General features: G+C 42.8%; 19 protein-coding genes and 1 tRNA gene. 6 read left to right on the top strand and 14 right to left on the bottom strand.

What is annotated here, in order from left to right:
• Positions 1-23: 23 nt before the first annotated feature.
• The 5 genes from BN161_RS10260 to BN161_RS10240 are packed head-to-tail and all read left to right on the top strand — an operon-like array spanning position 24 to position 3,830.
• Positions 24-602, top strand: a complete 579-nt coding sequence (locus BN161_RS10260) for a hypothetical protein (protein WP_044265631.1) — start codon at positions 24-26, stop codon at positions 600-602.
• The gene (locus BN161_RS10255) at positions 589-1,209 is read left to right on the top strand and encodes a PepSY-associated TM helix domain-containing protein (RefSeq protein WP_044265629.1); all 621 of its coding nucleotides are present in this window, start codon (positions 589-591) and stop codon (positions 1,207-1,209) included. The genes BN161_RS10260 and BN161_RS10255 overlap by 14 nt, the downstream gene beginning before the upstream one ends.
• Positions 1,179-2,066 (top strand): ABC transporter ATP-binding protein, encoded by an 888-nt coding sequence (locus BN161_RS10250; protein WP_044265627.1) that lies wholly within the window; start codon positions 1,179-1,181, stop codon positions 2,064-2,066. Before BN161_RS10255 ends, BN161_RS10250 begins: the two co-directional genes overlap by 31 nt.
• A 28-nt stretch (positions 2,067-2,094) precedes the next feature.
• Positions 2,095-2,763: a hypothetical protein gene (locus tag BN161_RS10245; RefSeq protein WP_007209582.1), complete on the top strand. Its 669-nt coding sequence runs from the start codon at positions 2,095-2,097 to the stop codon at positions 2,761-2,763.
• A gap of 32 nt (positions 2,764-2,795) precedes the next feature.
• Positions 2,796-3,830, top strand: a complete 1,035-nt coding sequence (locus BN161_RS10240; RefSeq protein WP_044265624.1) for a DUF4857 domain-containing protein — start codon at positions 2,796-2,798, stop codon at positions 3,828-3,830.
• 84 nt (positions 3,831-3,914) lie between these two features.
• Here the strand turns inward: BN161_RS10240 and BN161_RS10235 are convergent, their stop codons facing one another.
• The 3 genes from BN161_RS10235 to BN161_RS10225 are packed head-to-tail and all read right to left on the bottom strand — an operon-like array spanning position 3,915 to position 5,952.
• Positions 3,915-4,586: an RluA family pseudouridine synthase gene (locus tag BN161_RS10235; protein ID WP_044265622.1), complete on the bottom strand. Its 672-nt coding sequence runs from the start codon at positions 4,584-4,586 to the stop codon at positions 3,915-3,917.
• Positions 4,587-4,594: 8 nt separating this feature from the next.
• The gene (gene fabG, locus BN161_RS10230) at positions 4,595-5,341 is read right to left on the bottom strand and encodes a 3-oxoacyl-[acyl-carrier-protein] reductase (RefSeq protein ID WP_044265620.1); all 747 of its coding nucleotides are present in this window, start codon (positions 5,339-5,341) and stop codon (positions 4,595-4,597) included.
• A gap of 23 nt (positions 5,342-5,364) precedes the next feature.
• Positions 5,365-5,952 (bottom strand): TetR/AcrR family transcriptional regulator, encoded by a 588-nt coding sequence (locus tag BN161_RS10225; protein ID WP_026367270.1) that lies wholly within the window; start codon positions 5,950-5,952, stop codon positions 5,365-5,367.
• 234 nt (positions 5,953-6,186) lie between these two features.
• On the opposite strand from BN161_RS10225, the gene BN161_RS10220 reads away from it, so the two are divergent.
• Positions 6,187-6,259: transfer RNA gene (locus BN161_RS10220), tRNA-Met, on the top strand.
• 58 nt (positions 6,260-6,317) lie between these two features.
• Here the strand turns inward: BN161_RS10220 and BN161_RS10215 are convergent.
• The 11 genes from BN161_RS10215 to BN161_RS10165 form a co-directional block, all read right to left on the bottom strand.
• The gene (locus BN161_RS10215) at positions 6,318-7,145 is read right to left on the bottom strand and encodes a lipocalin/fatty-acid binding family protein (protein WP_044265617.1); all 828 of its coding nucleotides are present in this window, start codon (positions 7,143-7,145) and stop codon (positions 6,318-6,320) included.
• Positions 7,146-7,156: 11 nt separating this feature from the next.
• Positions 7,157-7,525 carry a GntR family transcriptional regulator gene (locus BN161_RS10210; RefSeq protein ID WP_044265614.1) on the bottom strand — a complete coding sequence of 123 codons (369 nt, stop codon included), beginning with the start codon at positions 7,523-7,525 and terminating at the stop codon, positions 7,157-7,159.
• 2 nt (positions 7,526-7,527) lie between these two features.
• Complete coding sequence (locus tag BN161_RS10205; protein ID WP_044265611.1) at positions 7,528-8,367, bottom strand: hypothetical protein; 840 nt, start codon at positions 8,365-8,367, stop codon at positions 7,528-7,530.
• Positions 8,364-9,218, bottom strand: coding sequence for an ABC transporter ATP-binding protein (locus BN161_RS10200; RefSeq protein WP_044265609.1), 855 nt, complete (start codon positions 9,216-9,218; stop codon positions 8,364-8,366). The genes BN161_RS10205 and BN161_RS10200 overlap by 4 nt, the downstream gene beginning before the upstream one ends.
• A 228-nt stretch (positions 9,219-9,446) precedes the next feature.
• Positions 9,447-10,892: a tetratricopeptide repeat protein gene (locus BN161_RS10195; RefSeq protein WP_044265607.1), complete on the bottom strand. Its 1,446-nt coding sequence runs from the start codon at positions 10,890-10,892 to the stop codon at positions 9,447-9,449.
• Between the two features lie 5 nt (positions 10,893-10,897).
• Complete coding sequence (locus BN161_RS10190) at positions 10,898-11,848, bottom strand: PstS family phosphate ABC transporter substrate-binding protein (RefSeq protein ID WP_044265605.1); 951 nt, start codon at positions 11,846-11,848, stop codon at positions 10,898-10,900.
• A 13-nt stretch (positions 11,849-11,861) separates the two neighbouring features.
• Entirely contained in the window at positions 11,862-12,677 is an 816-nt protein-coding gene (locus BN161_RS10185; RefSeq protein ID WP_044265601.1) for an energy transducer TonB, read from the bottom strand.
• A gap of 27 nt (positions 12,678-12,704) precedes the next feature.
• On the bottom strand, positions 12,705-13,361 hold the full coding sequence (locus tag BN161_RS10180; protein WP_125910792.1) for an ExbD/TolR family protein: 657 nt from the start codon (positions 13,359-13,361) through the stop codon (positions 12,705-12,707).
• A gap of 12 nt (positions 13,362-13,373) precedes the next feature.
• Complete coding sequence (locus BN161_RS10175) at positions 13,374-13,979, bottom strand: ExbD/TolR family protein (RefSeq protein WP_044265596.1); 606 nt, start codon at positions 13,977-13,979, stop codon at positions 13,374-13,376.
• Positions 13,980-14,010: 31 nt separating this feature from the next.
• Positions 14,011-14,823, bottom strand: a complete 813-nt coding sequence (locus BN161_RS10170; RefSeq protein WP_007667673.1) for a MotA/TolQ/ExbB proton channel family protein — start codon at positions 14,821-14,823, stop codon at positions 14,011-14,013.
• A 203-nt stretch (positions 14,824-15,026) separates the two neighbouring features.
• Entirely contained in the window at positions 15,027-15,476 is a 450-nt protein-coding gene (locus BN161_RS10165) for a hypothetical protein (protein ID WP_044265594.1), read from the bottom strand.
• Positions 15,477-16,012 lie beyond the last annotated feature (536 nt).

Here is a 16,012-nt window from a genome sequence, read left to right as displayed (position 1 = left end):
CTAACTAATTAATAAACATCGCAATGAAAACAAGAGTTCTTTTATTCGCAGCCATTGCTGCAACAACATTCACGTTCGTGGCCTGCGGCAACAAGCAAGCTAAAACTAATGAAACAGCCGCCGTAGAACAGTCCGGCGCTATGGAAATAGACAGCCTGCTCGCCAATGCAGAAATACTGGCTGACCAAGCCGTTACCGTAGAAGGTGTATGTACGCACGCCTGCAAGCATGGTGCCACAAAAATATTCTTAATGGGTAGCGACGACACGCAGACGATTCGTGTGGAAGCTGGTAAATTAGGTTCTTTCGACACCAAATGTGTTAACAGCATTGTCCGCGTAAACGGCACACTGAAAGAACAACGCGTAGACGAAGCCTACCTGCAACAATGGGAAGCCCAACTAAAAGCTGCCAATGCGGAGAAACATGGTGAAAGCGAAGGTGGATGTAGCAGCGAGAAGAAAGCCCGCGGTGAAACCGCCAATACACCGGAAAAACGTATCGCCGACTTCCGCGCCCAGATAGCCAAAAGACAAGCCGAAAGCGGAAAACCTTATTTGTCATTCTATTATCTGGAAGCCACGGATTATGAAATTCAATAAGGCCGGAATCACTTTACGCAAGTGGAGCCGTGTCATTCATCGTGATCTTTCATTTTTCTTTTCCGGAATGGTATTGATTTATGCCATTTCCGGAATTGTCATGAATCACCGGAACACCATTAATCCGAATTATTCAGTGGAAAGGCAGGAATATGCTATTACTGAAACACTTCCGGCGCAATCTGACTTCAAGAAGGAAGATGTACTGAAATTGCTGGTACCGCTAGGCGAAGAGGGCAATTACACCAAACATTACTTTCCACAGGAAAACCTGATGAAGGTATTTTTGAAAGGTGGGTCCAGTTTAGTGGTAGAGTTATCTACCCGGCATGCTGTTTATGAGAAGCTGACACGACGCCCGCTACTGAGCGCGCTCACAAAGCTGCATTACAACCCCGGTAGTTGGTGGACTCATTTTGCCGACTTGTTTGCCGCAGGGCTCATTATTATCACCGTCTCCGGTATAATTATGATAAAAGGTCCGAAAGGATTATGGGGACGGGGAGGCATAGAATTAGCAGCAGGCATTATTATCCCCCTTCTTTTTCTTTTTTATAACCATAACAACAAAAATCAATGGAGAACATCATTGAATGTAATAACCTGACGCATTATTATGGCAAACGGTTAATTTACGAGAACCTCAGTTTCACTGTACCCAAAGGACGTATTCTGGGACTGTTAGGAAAAAATGGTACAGGAAAAACCACTACCATCAATATATTGAGTGGTTATCTCAAACCACGTTCCGGCCAATGTGCCATTTTCGGTCAGGATATTCAGACTATGCCCCCCTCTCTCCGCCGAAATATAGGTCTGCTCATCGAAGGACACGTGCAATATCAGTTCATGACTATTCAGCAAATAGAAAAATTCTATTCGGCTTTTTACCCCAAACAATGGAAAAAAGAAGCTTACTACGAGTTAATGAACAAACTGAAAGTGGCGCCGAAACAGCGTATTTCGAGAATGTCCTGCGGACAACGCTCGCAGGTAGCTTTAGGACTAATCCTGGCGCAGAATCCAGAACTACTGGTACTGGATGATTTTTCTCTGGGCTTAGACCCGGGATACCGCCGCCTGTTTGTGGACTACCTGCGCGACTATGCCCGTTCCGAAAACAAAACTGTATTCTTGACTTCACACATCATACAGGATATGGAACGTCTAATAGACGACTGCATCATCATGGATTATGGAAAAATACTGATTCAACAGCCCATAAAAGAATTGCTGGACAACGTACGCCGATATACATGCACGGTTCCCGAAGGATATAAATTGCCGGAAACAGACGTTTTCTACTATCCGTCCGTGATACGCAATACGCTGGAAACTTACTCATTCCTGCAACAACCGGAAGCGGAAACACATCTGAAATCGCTGCAAACACCCTACAGCAACCTCAAATGCGAGACTGTAAATCTGGAAGACGCCTTCATCGGCCTAACTGGAAAATACTAAATTCACCTAAAAAGATATTGAAGATAAAATGAATGCTATATTTTTTAAAGAATGGATCAAGACACGCTGGTACCTGCTGCTTGCCTGCATTGTAACTCTAGGCTTTGCAGGATATTCGATGTTACGCATCAACCGGGTAGTGGAACTGAAAGGAGCCGCCCATGTCTGGGAAGTCATGCTTTCACGTGATGCTGTGTTTGTGAACCTGCTGGAATATGTGCCTCTGCTGGTCGGTATTCTTCTTGCACTAGTACAGTTCATTCCCGAGATGTACCATAAGTGCCTGAAACTGACCCTGCATTTACCCTATCCGCAACTAAAAATGATTAACCTCATGCTTCTTTACGGTTTGCTGACATTAGTAATATGCTTTGCTACCAATTATATCCTAATGTTTGTGTATCTACAGGGTATACTCGCTCCTGAATTATATTCACGCATACTACTGACGGCTCTTCCGTGGTATATAGCCGGAATATGCGCCTATCTGCTCATTGCCTGGGTATGTCTGGAACCTACCTGGAAACGCAGAGTACTCAACCTCGTGATAAGCGTTCTGCTACTTCGGGTATTCTTCCTTTCATCCGATCCGGAAGCTTACAACGGTTTCCTTCCATGGTTGACAATTTATAGTCTGCTGACAATCAGCTTTTCTTGGCTTTCTGTTCTGCGCTTCAAAGCCGGTAAGCAGGATTAAAATGATGTACATATAATAATAAAGAAAGAAAAATGAAACGTTTTAGTATAATATTCCTCTGTATTACACTGGTGTTACTGCTCCTGTGGCAGTTACCCTGGTGTTACACCTTTTTTGCAGCTAAACCTTCACGCACGCCTTTTTCCATGTACAGTTGCGTTATAGGTGATTTCTTGTCCATGGGGTATGAAGAAAGTGTCGGACTGATACGCCGGGATCAGTCGGGCAATAATTACACTCAAGAGCAGACAGACAGTATTCTGCCCTTATTCTACGTGCGCCAATTAATGGCCGACGAACGCTTTCCAGACAGTCTCATGGGGGTTCCCGTAAGTCCGCGTCAAGTACAAATCACGAACTTTAACTTCCGTGTTTCCGCTGCGGATATCAACGCTCCTTCCGTTCCCCTCTACCCTTTACTGGAAAGTATGTCAGGAAGAGTAGACCTGAAGATGCCGGATGACGTATTCCGCATCACCCCCCACGGAATTGAATTTATCGTAATGGAAAATAATACAATAGATCAGGAGAAAAGTAAAGTCTTCACAGAAGTTTTAAAGAAAAAAGAGTTTCGCTTTCCGGCACAGTATATAGCAGGTAATCCTAGCACCCGCAAAGAGTATGATGAAGGGTATCTGATACTGGATACCGAAGGAAAACTGTTTCATATGAAGCAAACCCAAGGACGTCCTTATGTACGTGCTATTCCCCTGCCTGAAGGATTAAACGCCAAATATCTATTTATTACAGAGTTTCAGGACCGCAAGACGTTAGGATATATAACGGACGTGAACAACAACTTCTACGTACTGAAAAATAAAACCTATGAAGTAATAAAGACCGGCCTTCCTTCTTATAATCCGGAAACAGACAATTTTTCCATTTTCGGTAATATGTTTGACTGGACCGTACGCGTCACTACGGATACAGCAGAAGAGTATTATGCACTGGATGCGGATGATTATTCACTCATCAAGTCTGTCAGCTTCCCTACTTCAAGCAATGGAATGTCAGGACTTCGTTTCACATCTTATAAAGATAAATTCGTAAAACCACGTTTTTTCTGATAAGAGAGTAAAGTTATAAATAGAAATGCGTCAAAAGGCTAAGTAGTCTTTTGACGCATTTCTATTTTATGGTAAGCTCTTTTCTTATATCATCTGAAAGCCTTGCCAGAGATTCGTCGGTGGTACAGGTGCCTCCACTTCAATCATTTCTTTAGATACCGGATGCACAAAACTGATATGGCGTGCATGCAGGCAAATACTTCCATCCGGATTGGAACGGGCAAAGCCATACTTCAAATCTCCCTTGATAGGACATCCTATCTTTGCCAACTGGCATCGTATCTGATGATGCCGTCCGGTCTTCAGATCCACTTCCAGCAGAAAGTAATTATCCGACTTACCTATCAGCCGATAGTGCAGGATAGCCTTTTTACTCTTCGGCACTTCCTTATCATAAGCATAACTCTTATTCTGCTTCTCATTGCGCACCAGATAGTTCACCAATTCTCCTTCCAGCTCCTTCGGGGCATTCTTTACGATAGCCCAGTAAGTCTTCTTCACCTCACTGGTTTTGAACATTTCATTGAGGCGGGATAATGCCTTGCTGGTCTTGGCAAATACAACAAGACCGCTCACGGGGCGATCCAGCCGATGGGTAACACCGATGAAGACATTACCGGGTTTCTGGTATTTCTCCTTCAGATACTGCTTTACGGTTTCCGAAAGCGGCGTATCCCCCGTCTTGTCTCCCTGAACGATCTCGGAAGCGGTCTTGTTGACTATAATGATATGATTGTCCTCGTATACGACAGTCATACGCTTTCTTACATATTCATACCACCATCTACCTGAATCACCTGTCCTGATACATAAGAAGACATATCAGAAGCCAGGAAGGTAGCAATGTTTGCCACGTCTTCGGGAGTACCGCCGCGACGCAAAGGAATCTTCTTTGCCCATTCGGCTCTTACCTCGTCAGACAATGCAGCAGTCATATCGGTCAGGATAAAGCCCGGAGCGATAGCGTTGGCACGGATACCGCGAGAACCTAATTCCTGTGCGATAGATTTAGCCAGAGCAATCATACCAGCTTTGGAAGCTGCGTAGTTGGCTTGTCCGGCATTACCGTGAACACCTACTACAGAAGCCATATTAATAATGCTACCCCCCTTCTGGCGCATCATGATCGGGGTACAAGCGTGAACGAAATTGAAAGCGGATTTCAAGTTAACGTTGATAACCATATCCCATTGTTGCTCGCTCATACGCATCATCAGACCGTCACGGGTGATACCTGCATTGTTTACCAAAATATCGATGCGGCCAAAGTCTGCATGAATAGCTTCTACCACCTTAGCAGTATCTTCAAAATTAGCAGCATTTGAAGCATAACCTTTAGCTTTCACGCCCATTGCTTCAATTTCTTTTGCCGTATTCTCTGCATTTTCATCGATCACCAGGTCAGTGAATGCGATATTTGCTCCTTCAGAAGCGAACTTTAATGCGATAGCCTTACCGATACCGCGTGCAGCACCAGTTACAATGGCTGTTTTTCCATCTAATAATCCCATACTTTTTTAATTATTGATTAAAGTTATTCTTTTCTACGCAGTGCCCCGAACACGATGTTCTCAACGTATTGTCCACGTGTTTCATCGGTCAATTTAGCACCTATATGCCCACGTATGTAAGGCACTTCAATACCTTTCACACTATAATGCACCAATTCGGCAGTCATGTCGATATCGTCAACCTGAAACACCCCTTTCTCCACGCCTTCACGAAGCACATCCTTGAAAAGCTGTATTTCTTTGGCATCAAAACGTTTGCGCACCTTCTCTACCCGCCATATATCACGGAAAAAGGTAGCACGGAGTGTTCCGTTCCGGTACACTACCTCTTTCACGGCATCCAGGCGGGTATAAATCATTTCGATAATCTTCTGATCGGGCGAGATGTCTTTCTCTACTACCCGCTTCATTATATCCGAAAGGATGTCCAGCTCCGATTCGACAACAGCCATATAGATATCTTCCTTACTTTTAAAATAGGTATAAAGCGTTCTTCTACCTTTTTTAGAAGCAAGAGCGATATCGTTCATTGTGGTATTCTCAACACCCATCTTCGCAAATAGTTGACGGGCTACATCCACTAATTTAGCTTTTGTCTTCGATACGGCCATATTAATAATTGCACATTGCTTAATAATTTGAGCAAAAGTAAAACTTTTCTGCATACCACACAAGAAAACGCACATTTTATTAACATTTGGTCACAGGGAGAGGATAAAAAAAGTATATCTGTTATAACACTACTTATCAACAAGTTAGTCCGCTTATTACATTTTTTAGCAAAAATAATATGCCTTTTATTTGTTTGTTCCATAAAAAGCCGTACCTTTGCACCCGTTAAATATCGCGGAGTGGAGCAGTTGGTAGCTCGTTGGGCTCATAACCCAAAGGTCATTCGTTCGAGTCGGATCTCCGCAACTAAATAAAAAAGACCGTTTTTCAACGGTCTTTTTTCGTATCCTAAGCTTTCCGATTGTTATTCCATAACGATTTTTGCGGCTTCTCTCAGGTTTATATTCAGCGTGGCCCCACTTGATTGAGGCATCCAAATTACTTGGCGACACTCTCCTTTTTCTATTGTACATCTTGGATTACCATGTGCATAGAGATACTCAGTATCAATACTAAAAGATTCTTTATTTACATGCCAGGAGTGTATGTTATCCAGCCGAAGATGTAAGTCTTTCACTTCTCCACTGTCAAAATTCAAATTTCCATTAATCACATGTAAGGCTCTAAATCGACAATTTTCTATAGTGGCACGATTTTCTACAGCAAAAGATAATGTGTCACAATCAAGATTTTCAAAGCTCACCTGCTGACTTGTCAGATTGGAAGTTATCCTTTGTATATCAGCGGGCAAGGCCAAAATCATCTCTTTGGAGCGCACATTAAGCCAAGACATATCCTGGAACTTCTTCTCTAGTTTTTCTTTGGAGAAATTGAATACAATATGCAATGTATCTCCTGACGTACTCATCGTCATATACTTATCCATATCAGAAGTATAGGTAAAAGTACCATTTGTCGTTTGGATCGGACGAACACTCAACGATAATTCATTGAATGCAACCATTCTTATTTCTTTTGTTTCCCCATCATTGCTTGTAGCAATGACGTCTCTGTCCGCTGTCAGTTGCACCACCCTACATTCCGGCAACTGCACAGTTTTCTGCTCCCCGGCGATGTTCATAAAGCCATCATTCCAGTCAGTAAATAACGTAGAGGTATAGAATATGCCACCACATATCACCACCAATCCGGCAAGCAGCATTCCCAATATTATATAAGTTGTTCGTTTCATAATCTTCTTTTTTATTTTTGTTTCTTACTATATTCTTGATACATATCCGACATATCTTTTGCGGAAATACCGAGTATATGCATCTGCTTGAAGAAGTAATCCACCTCTTCTTTCAGAAAATATTCTTTTCGCAATGAGAGAATCAATTCACGGGCACCGAATGATACAAAATAGCCAATGCCCCGCTTGTTATAAATGACTCCTTGCGATTGCAGATAATCGTATGAGCGCATCACCGTATTGGCATTTACCTCTACCACAGCTGCATATTCTCTGACGGATGGTATGCGTTCTTCTTCCCGATATTGCCCGAGAAGCACTTCGTCACAAATGCGATCTGCTATTTGAAGATAGATGGCTTTACTTTCTTTAAAATTCATACTTACCAGCGGTTAATGATTTCAGATTCTTTAAAGCGGAAATAAGCAACTATCCAATTGATGATAGCCATACCCAAAAAGATGATTGTAGTCCAAAGTGTCATAGATTCATCAGATATATCCTGGTTCACTCCACGTACACCACGCGCTTCAAACAATATTTTTCCCAGCACCGATCCTATGGCTATATAAATAATAGCAACGACCACAATGGCTGAGAAAGTCTTCACAAATGAGTTCTTCGGCCAAATGGAACTACCTAGAACAAACAAAGACTGTACAAAGAAATAAGCACTTACTCCTAACATAAAATAATTGCAATCATCAAAAACCGTCCAAAATTGTCCTTTTCCTACCAGATGGGAAAGCGGAGTGGAGGAGATGATATCTTTTAACTCAGGATAGCTAACCATGTAAACCGCTACACGTGTCCAATCCGCTAATTTAAAAGCTATCAGGAACACAATGAGGAAACCGAAGGTAAATACCAGCCAACGGGAAAAAAACTTCTCAAACATCGTAGCAGGCGTCATCAACATAGCTATCCGGTTCGTTTTAGATTTCATGCGTTCCATAATGAACGAAGCGCTCAGAAGTCCCATAATCACAAGTGCCCAGATGAAAGCTCCCAATTCGAATGTCCATATAGGATCCTGAGTTATCCCTCTATTAATCAAACCTTCCAGATGATTATATTGAAAATATCCGTTCCATACGAAAGCAATTGCCATTATACCGTACATCATTACGAAGCGGAGCAAATTTGCCTTCCAACTCTCCACCATTTCTTTGCGACATAAGTTCACAAAACGGGGTGCACTAAAAAAGGTATCGCGTATCATTGTTCATTCTGTTTAAGGTGAAACATTCCTTTTATCTTCTCAGGGTCCGTAAGCGCAGCACCGAACAACAATTCAAGATTGATCTCCGACTCTTCATCATCCGTATTCGGCAACATCAGAAAATTGCCCTGTATGGAAGGAAGCGTGTAAATCGCCGCTTCTGCCAATTCGCGGTCATCACTTTCAACGAAAAGAAACTTACTACAGATGTTGGTAGTGGATGCGTCAAGCAAAACATGACTGTTATCCATAATCACCACATGATCCAGTATCTTATCAATATCCCGCACCTGGTGGGTAGAGATAATAATAGTTCTGTCGTCCGACATGCCCGAAGCTATAAATTTACGGAACTGGCTCTTACCCGGAATATCAAGACCATTGGTCGGTTCGTCCATAATCAGCAGTGAGGTGTGGGTAGCCAATGCAAAGCTCATAAAGACTTTCTTCTTCTGCCCCATAGACAAGGCTCCCAGGTCAATATCCTGCTCCATTTCGAAGTAATGCAGGTATTTCACCATGTCTTCCTTGCTGAAACGGGGATAGAACTGGCTGTTCAACTCCACGTAGCTGACTAAAGATATAGGAGGTAATTCAAATTCTTCGGGAACCAGGAACATGTCCTGTAGTGTGATAGGCAACCGACGTCGTACATCGGTATCATGGTACATTATTTTCCCACTCTTGGGAGTAAGCAAACCGCTCATCAGATAAAGCAGTGTAGATTTGCCGGCACCGTTCTTTCCCAGTAACCCGTATACCCTACCCCTCTCTAACGAGAGCGAAAAATCGTGCAGGACTTCTTTTTTACCCCGACGATAACTGAACGAAATGTTTTCTACCTGTAGCATACTTATATGTTTTTATAGGTGGCAAGGAAACAAGATACAAGGAGAAGGCCTTGTCAACTGGTATCTGATACCTTGTTAATTCCAATATTAGTGTATTAGTTTATTAGTACACCGCAAAGGTAGGGAATGTTTTTAATAATCCAAGCGTTTACAGAAAAAACATAAAAAAAGGAGGAGCTAAGAATCACTCTCCACTCCTCCCGACACGACAAACAACTAAAATTGTTGCTATTTGATGCCTTCCAACGCCTTTTTGGCAGTAGCATTGGCGGGGTCTATAGCCAGAATTTTATTCCAGAACTCTTTCGAAGCAGGATAGTCGCTCTTCAACAGATAGTAGTAGCCCAGATAACTGTAGCACTCTATCAACGCAGAGTTATACTTCGGTTCGTTTTTACTCAGCAGCATGTCCATTACCTTTTCATAATAAGGTTTCGCCAACCCGTCAGTAGTTTCGGGGTCCATAGCAGAATTGGTTCGGGCACGCCACATTTCTCCCAGATAACTGTCGGGAGCTTGTTCGGAAACAAGTGCGAACACAGAGTCAGCAGACTGCAACGCCAGTTTACGGTCAGCAGGCTGCACGGCGAGCGAATCCGAAGATGTGCCCTGTCCGTAATAAAGACGTCCTAACTGGAATAATGTTTCAGGAGTCTTCTTGTCTTTAGCTAATGCATCGTAATATTTGCGGTAAGTCGCAATAGCCTCTGCATAATTATTGTTCATTTCATGGGCATCGGATATTTCACGCCACAAGTCCACCTGTGTATTATCCTTATCCAATGCCTTGCCATATTCTACAATAGCTTTATCATATTTCTTCAATGCACTCAGTAAAGCGCCATAATAGCGGTAATCTAAATAAGAATAGTCTGCATGGTCCGAAGCATTGAAGAAAGCATCAGCAGCCTTCTCGGCATCTTCATAGCGTTTCAGGTCCGTATTGTTATACATGACAAGGCGGTTGAAAGCAGCGTGGCGTGCATTCTTCTGCAAACCCTTCTGTGCAACCTGTAATGATTTCTCGAAATCATGATTCAGGAATAGGGCAAAAGCATATTTCAGCATATCATCTTCCGTAGCAAGAGGCGTGTCGATGAATTTCGCATACATCTCGGCAGCTTTTCCAAAACGGTTGCCGGAATAATATACCTCAGCCAGTTCCCTGTCAGCTTCCAGACAGTTCGGATCTACAGCTTTGAGCTGCTCCAACTTTTCAATGGCCTGTGTAGGGCTGGCAGACTTATAAGCCTGCGCATACTTCAGGTAGGCTTCCTTGCAATTCGGATCAAAATAGATGGCTTGCTCATAAAGTTGGCAAGCTTGTCCAATATTCTTTTGTGCAAAGGCAATATCACCCTCCAATACAGACACCTTGGGATCTTTGTTATTGGCTTTCTTTGCCATAGCCAGATATTCCTGAGCTTCGGTGATCTTTCCGGCGTCCAGATAAACATGGGCTACGGAAGTCACAAGATCCACATTCTTTTTATTCTTCCCTTTCAATAACTCCCCAGCCTCCTCGGAAGCTTGTGCGGGATTGGACTGAATCAAGTTTTTTACTTTATCTACCCCAGCCTGCCATTCGGGTACAGGCGTTTGTGCGGAAAGTGTGCCGGCCAACAGCAACGCTCCCATACTAAGAACTAACATCGTTTTCATAATAGCACTCATTTTAGTTATTTATCTTTTATATTCACCACCCGTACCTGTTGGGTAGCGGGTACTAATCCCGACTTTAAAATAATCCGCTGTCCCCGGTCGGAAGCGAGGAAGGAGGCAAATCCCCACGGAAGCGCGCTCCGCGGATCGTTTAACAGGGCATAGATGCTGCGTGCCAACGGATAATCACCGTAAAACAAATATGCCTGATAAGGTTTGAAACTGTTTTCCGGCGTCGCCTTGTCGGCAGCGCTGACGGACATCACACGTACTTCTTTGCTGAAGGAGAGCCCTGTGCTGTCATTACGGTCGCTCAGCCAATTCACGCCGATAATACCGATAGCATCAGGAGTCTTTGACACAAAGTCGATGACCTCTCTGTTGGTTTTCAATGCTTTCACCTGGTCCGATAACGGAGCACCCTTACAAATGGAATCCACCGCAAAACGCACGGTACTGGAGTTTTTATTGTCAAACACCAGACGGATATCCTTCAGTTGGGATGCCGGGTAAATTTCCTTCCATTGTGTAACTTTTCCCGTCAGGATGCTGCGAATTTCGTTCACGGTAATCAACGTATCAGGATTCTCCCTGTTCGTAATCAGCGCTAACCCATCCGTAGCAATCTTTATCTCCTGCGGGAAGAACTTCCGGCTATTGAAAGAGTTCACCTCCTCCGGTGTCAGCCTGCGACTGGTTATAGCCAATCGCAGACTGTCCTTGAGCAATAGATTGACGGCTTCCACTTCCGTCACATAACGGGGCACAATTCCTGCCAGAGGAAACAGTCCTTCAAATACATCCACCTCTTCCTGTACGATAGGCTGGAAACTTTCGTCCGCAGCAATTGCTATCACACCCGAAGTGTACGTATCCGTCAGCCCGTCCTTAGGCTTACTTTGGCAGGCAGACACTGCAAGCAGCATCACTGCCAAACTCAAAAGTTGAAGTTGTTTCACCGTTTTCATGACACACACATTATTATTGTAACCTAAACACTACCGGAATTGTATACTTCACCGAAACAGCTTTACCATTCTGTTTACCGGGAATCCACTTAGGCATGGACATAATCACACGGACAGCTTCTTTGTCCAGGTAAGGGTCTACACCTCTCAGCACATTCACATCACGTACACGACCATCCGCACCTACTACAAACTGGCAAGTCACACGTCCCTGCGTTCCGTTTTCCTGAGCGATAGTCGGATACTTCATGTTCTTACTGATGAACTGCATCATCTCAGCCTGTCCACCAGGGAACTGAGGCATTTGCTCTACCATATCGAAAACCTTTTCAGGTTCCGGTTCAGCCTGGGTAACCACTTGTTTCAGGTCGGCAATATCCTTACCATGCTCTTCATCGTTACCTTTCACGTCAGCGATAGAGATAGCTACCTTGGTTTCTGTCAATTCTTGCTGACTCTTAATTTCATCCTCATCTCTCACTTCTTCATCTTTCTTGATGACAGGAGCGGTAAATTTGATAGAACTCTTCAGTGCAGGAGGCGGGGGAGCAACCGGCTCCACTCTTTTCATTTCTTCCTGCTTAATTTCCGGTTCTTCCAATTGAGATAAGGTAGTCACCTCGGTCATCACTTCTTTCTGTTTCGGTGTAGCCATTTTAATCAAGGTAGGGATACTAAATCCTACCAATGCGATGACGATCACCAGTATCACAGCAATGTTATGACGCTTCGGAGATTTCTCTCTTAACTGATAAGCACCATAGGCTTTATTCTTGCCACTGAATATCAGGTCACACCATTCCGAAGAACTTAAATCTACTTTAGCCATATTCTTACCTTTTTTAGGTGTTACACATTATTCGGCAATGTTCTGCGACAATTCTCCCTTGCTATCATAGTTCTTCATCAGGAACTGGTCGGCTTCGGCGATATCCGTAATCACATACTTACCTATATTACATATCTGCATTTCATCGAGTGCATCAATCAGATTCTTGTACGAAGCATCATCTGTAGCTTTGATAATTACGGTCGGGGTATCCTTTCCGCTCTTAATTTCACCCAGTTTCTTCGTAAATTCTGCCTCTGATATCTTAAGATCCAGTTTCTGCTGTTTCAGTTCGTTCACTTCATTTACAGCAGCTCTATTACGTTGCAAAAGCATTGCTCTCAGACCATCCGCCTTATAGGTTGTTTCCTTCAGCGAACCATAATCCTTATAGTTGGGCTCTCCATCGTAATAATACAATTTATCGTCACCTCCTAACAGCAATGTGATAGCCTGTGAAGCCTTCACTTTGGACTGCTGCTCTTCGGTAACATTCTTGTCATTGCTCGGCATGCTTATCTCCATTGTCTGAGGTTTGCTCAGTGAAGTACAAAGCATAAAGAAGGTAATCAGCAACATATTCATGTCCACCATCGGTGTAAAGTCCACCCTGACGGTCATTTTCTTCTGCTTATTTTTTCCGCCTTTATTCTTATTGCCGTTTTCTTGTATTTCAGCCATAATATTTCCTTTCTGTTAGTCTTCAGAAGTAGTCTTCAGAGAAGTAATCAGGTTATACCGGTTCTCTCTGAGGTCCTGAAGTGAGTTCATCACATTCTTGATTACGGAATAAGGAGTATTGGCATCCGCCTTGATGGCGATACGTAAATCTTTGTTCGCGGCACGGGCATTGCGTACCCAGGCTTTGAACTGATTATCGATACTGTCGGTAGGTATCCCCTCATTCTTTAACACAGCGTCTTGCTGATCCTGCGGCAAATCGAGGTACTTCTTCATACTCTTCATCGGTACCCCGAAAGTAGATGCCAATGAGAATTTTTTAGTTTCCTCCGGAGTGAAAGTCACTCCATATTCTTGCCCCATTGCTTCCAGCACATCTTTCAAGTCAGACTGTTTGTCCAGACTCATAAATACTTTTCCCTCCGGATCGACCAATATTTGTAGGATATTCGTTTCCGGGATCTTAATCTCGGATACGGACCCCGGAGTGGTAACCTGTACCGGCTCTTTCTTCACAAACGTAGACGTCAACATGAAGAATGTCAGCAGCAATACAGTCACGTCACTCATCGCGGTCATGTCGATGAACGTACTTTTCTTTTTTATTTTCGCTCTACCCATAATTGTAGTATTTTAAAAGGGTTCGACCGATTTATTTATGCGTAGCTGCAAATGTCTGCACGATAGAGAAACCAACCTCGTCAAGGCTGTAAGTTAACTTATCAATCTTATTGGTATAATAGTTATAGGAGATAACGGCCAATGCACCGGTTAAGATACCGAAGGCAGTATTAATCAAAGCCTCTGAAATACCTTGTGACAATGCCATAGAGTCAGCAGAACCTCCGGCAGCCAGAGCGGCAAACGAGCGGATCATACCGATAACCGTACCGAGCAATCCCATCAATGTACCCAGAGTAGTGATAGTACCGATAATAGGCAGGTTCTGTTCCATCATCGGCAGTTCCAATGCGGTAGCTTCTTCCAACTCTTTCTGGATGGCAAGTAACTTCTGGTCTTTAGCAAGAGTCGTATCATTCTCCATTTCAGCATACTTCTTCAGAGTAGCATTTACTACATTGGCTACAGAGCCACGTTGATTGTCACAAAGTTCCTGAGCCTTCTTCATATCACCGGCAGCCAAAGCAGCTTTAATGTTAGCAACGAATTTAGCCAATGAACCTTTACCGAAAGCAGCACCAATAGCGATGTAGCGTTCAATACTCAGTGCAATAACGGTCAGCAAGAGAGTCTGAATAACCGGAACGATGAATCCACCTTTGTAGATAGTACCGAGGAAGTTCCCTGGCAGCGGATGGTTGTTCGGGTCATTGTTCATGAAGTTAGAGGGGTTTCCCAACACAAAGTGAAAAATAAGCACGGCAACGATAAAGCAAATTACGATTACCCAACCAGCGGACTTGATGCCTTTAAAAGAGGCGGATTTCTTTTGAATAGTTTCCATGATGAAAAAATTAAATGGGTTTGTATTAAATTGATTTTTAAAATTAAGCGCATGGATACAGTTCTCCCCTTCACAGCATAGACATGCCGCTAACGCCCGTATAACCTACCCCAAGACATAGGGTTGTAAAAGGTCACCTGCTTTCAGCCATATTTAGGGAAAGAAGTAAAGGGAAAAAAGGGAAAACTAAATAAAAAGGAAGTTTAAATCACAATCCGCCGCAAAGTATAGATGTAGTATTCACTACTGAAGGATGTGTAATGCGGGTCTTTATCTGAATAATACAATTTGGATTGGTCGTGTACCAACAAGTTGTGGTGAGAAGAAATCATCAAAAAGCCTCTCATTACAGACGCTGTTTCAATAGCTCTACGAAAACGATAAGGATTAAAAGAATATCTTTCAGAGATAGGTTTGCTTCCAAGTTCGGCATCTGTGGTCCACATAAACTTGGAATTTGTAAATAAGTTGCTTCTTGTATTATTAGCGACATTATCCGAAGAAGCATTCTTTAATGATGATGAAGAAGCACTCACCTCACAAGTAGATGCAGCTTTTTCAACCATCCCCGTAAAGTTGACGGCTCTGCTACCAAGACTACACGTCACCATAAGTAGCACAAATACCAAAAATGTCTTTACAGTTGTTCTCATGTCGCTTTCAATTCTATAGTAACAACAGCGAATGGCTGTTTTTTGTTTTATTAAAATCGAATTTTCTTTTAATAAAAAAATAATGTTCAGTAAATAAAGGAATTATAGTACCTTTTAATACGAAGTAAAGGTACGAATAAAGCACTAAATACGAAAGCAAAAATATGATATAATTCCCTGGTTTTAAGTAGTTTTAATCATTGGTTTATTACTTAGGGGAGACCATATTACATTGATAATACAACAGTATATATTTTATCATAAACATGCAATTATAATGCAAAGAGTAGGATTACTTTAAGTCTTCTCTGATAAGGAAATTACGCTTCCGCTTGATAATAGGAAGGCCGAGAGGAATTTATTTCCCATCTACCACCTCTCTCTTTCGGGTACTCCTCCTGGGAGGGGGAGAATTAAGATAGAAGAGAGTAAACTGGGGAGGATATTGAACTGCAAGAAGACGTGTACCGGGGAGGGTATATAAACGTAAAAGCAAAGGGATATTATACCTATAAACACAAAAAGCCTCCATATCA

This window comes from Bacteroides timonensis (genome assembly GCF_000513195.1).
Taxonomy (GTDB): domain Bacteria; phylum Bacteroidota; class Bacteroidia; order Bacteroidales; family Bacteroidaceae; genus Bacteroides; species Bacteroides timonensis.
The sequence above is the reverse complement of the archived record's forward strand: the minus strand, read 5'-3'. Positions and strand labels throughout refer to the sequence as shown.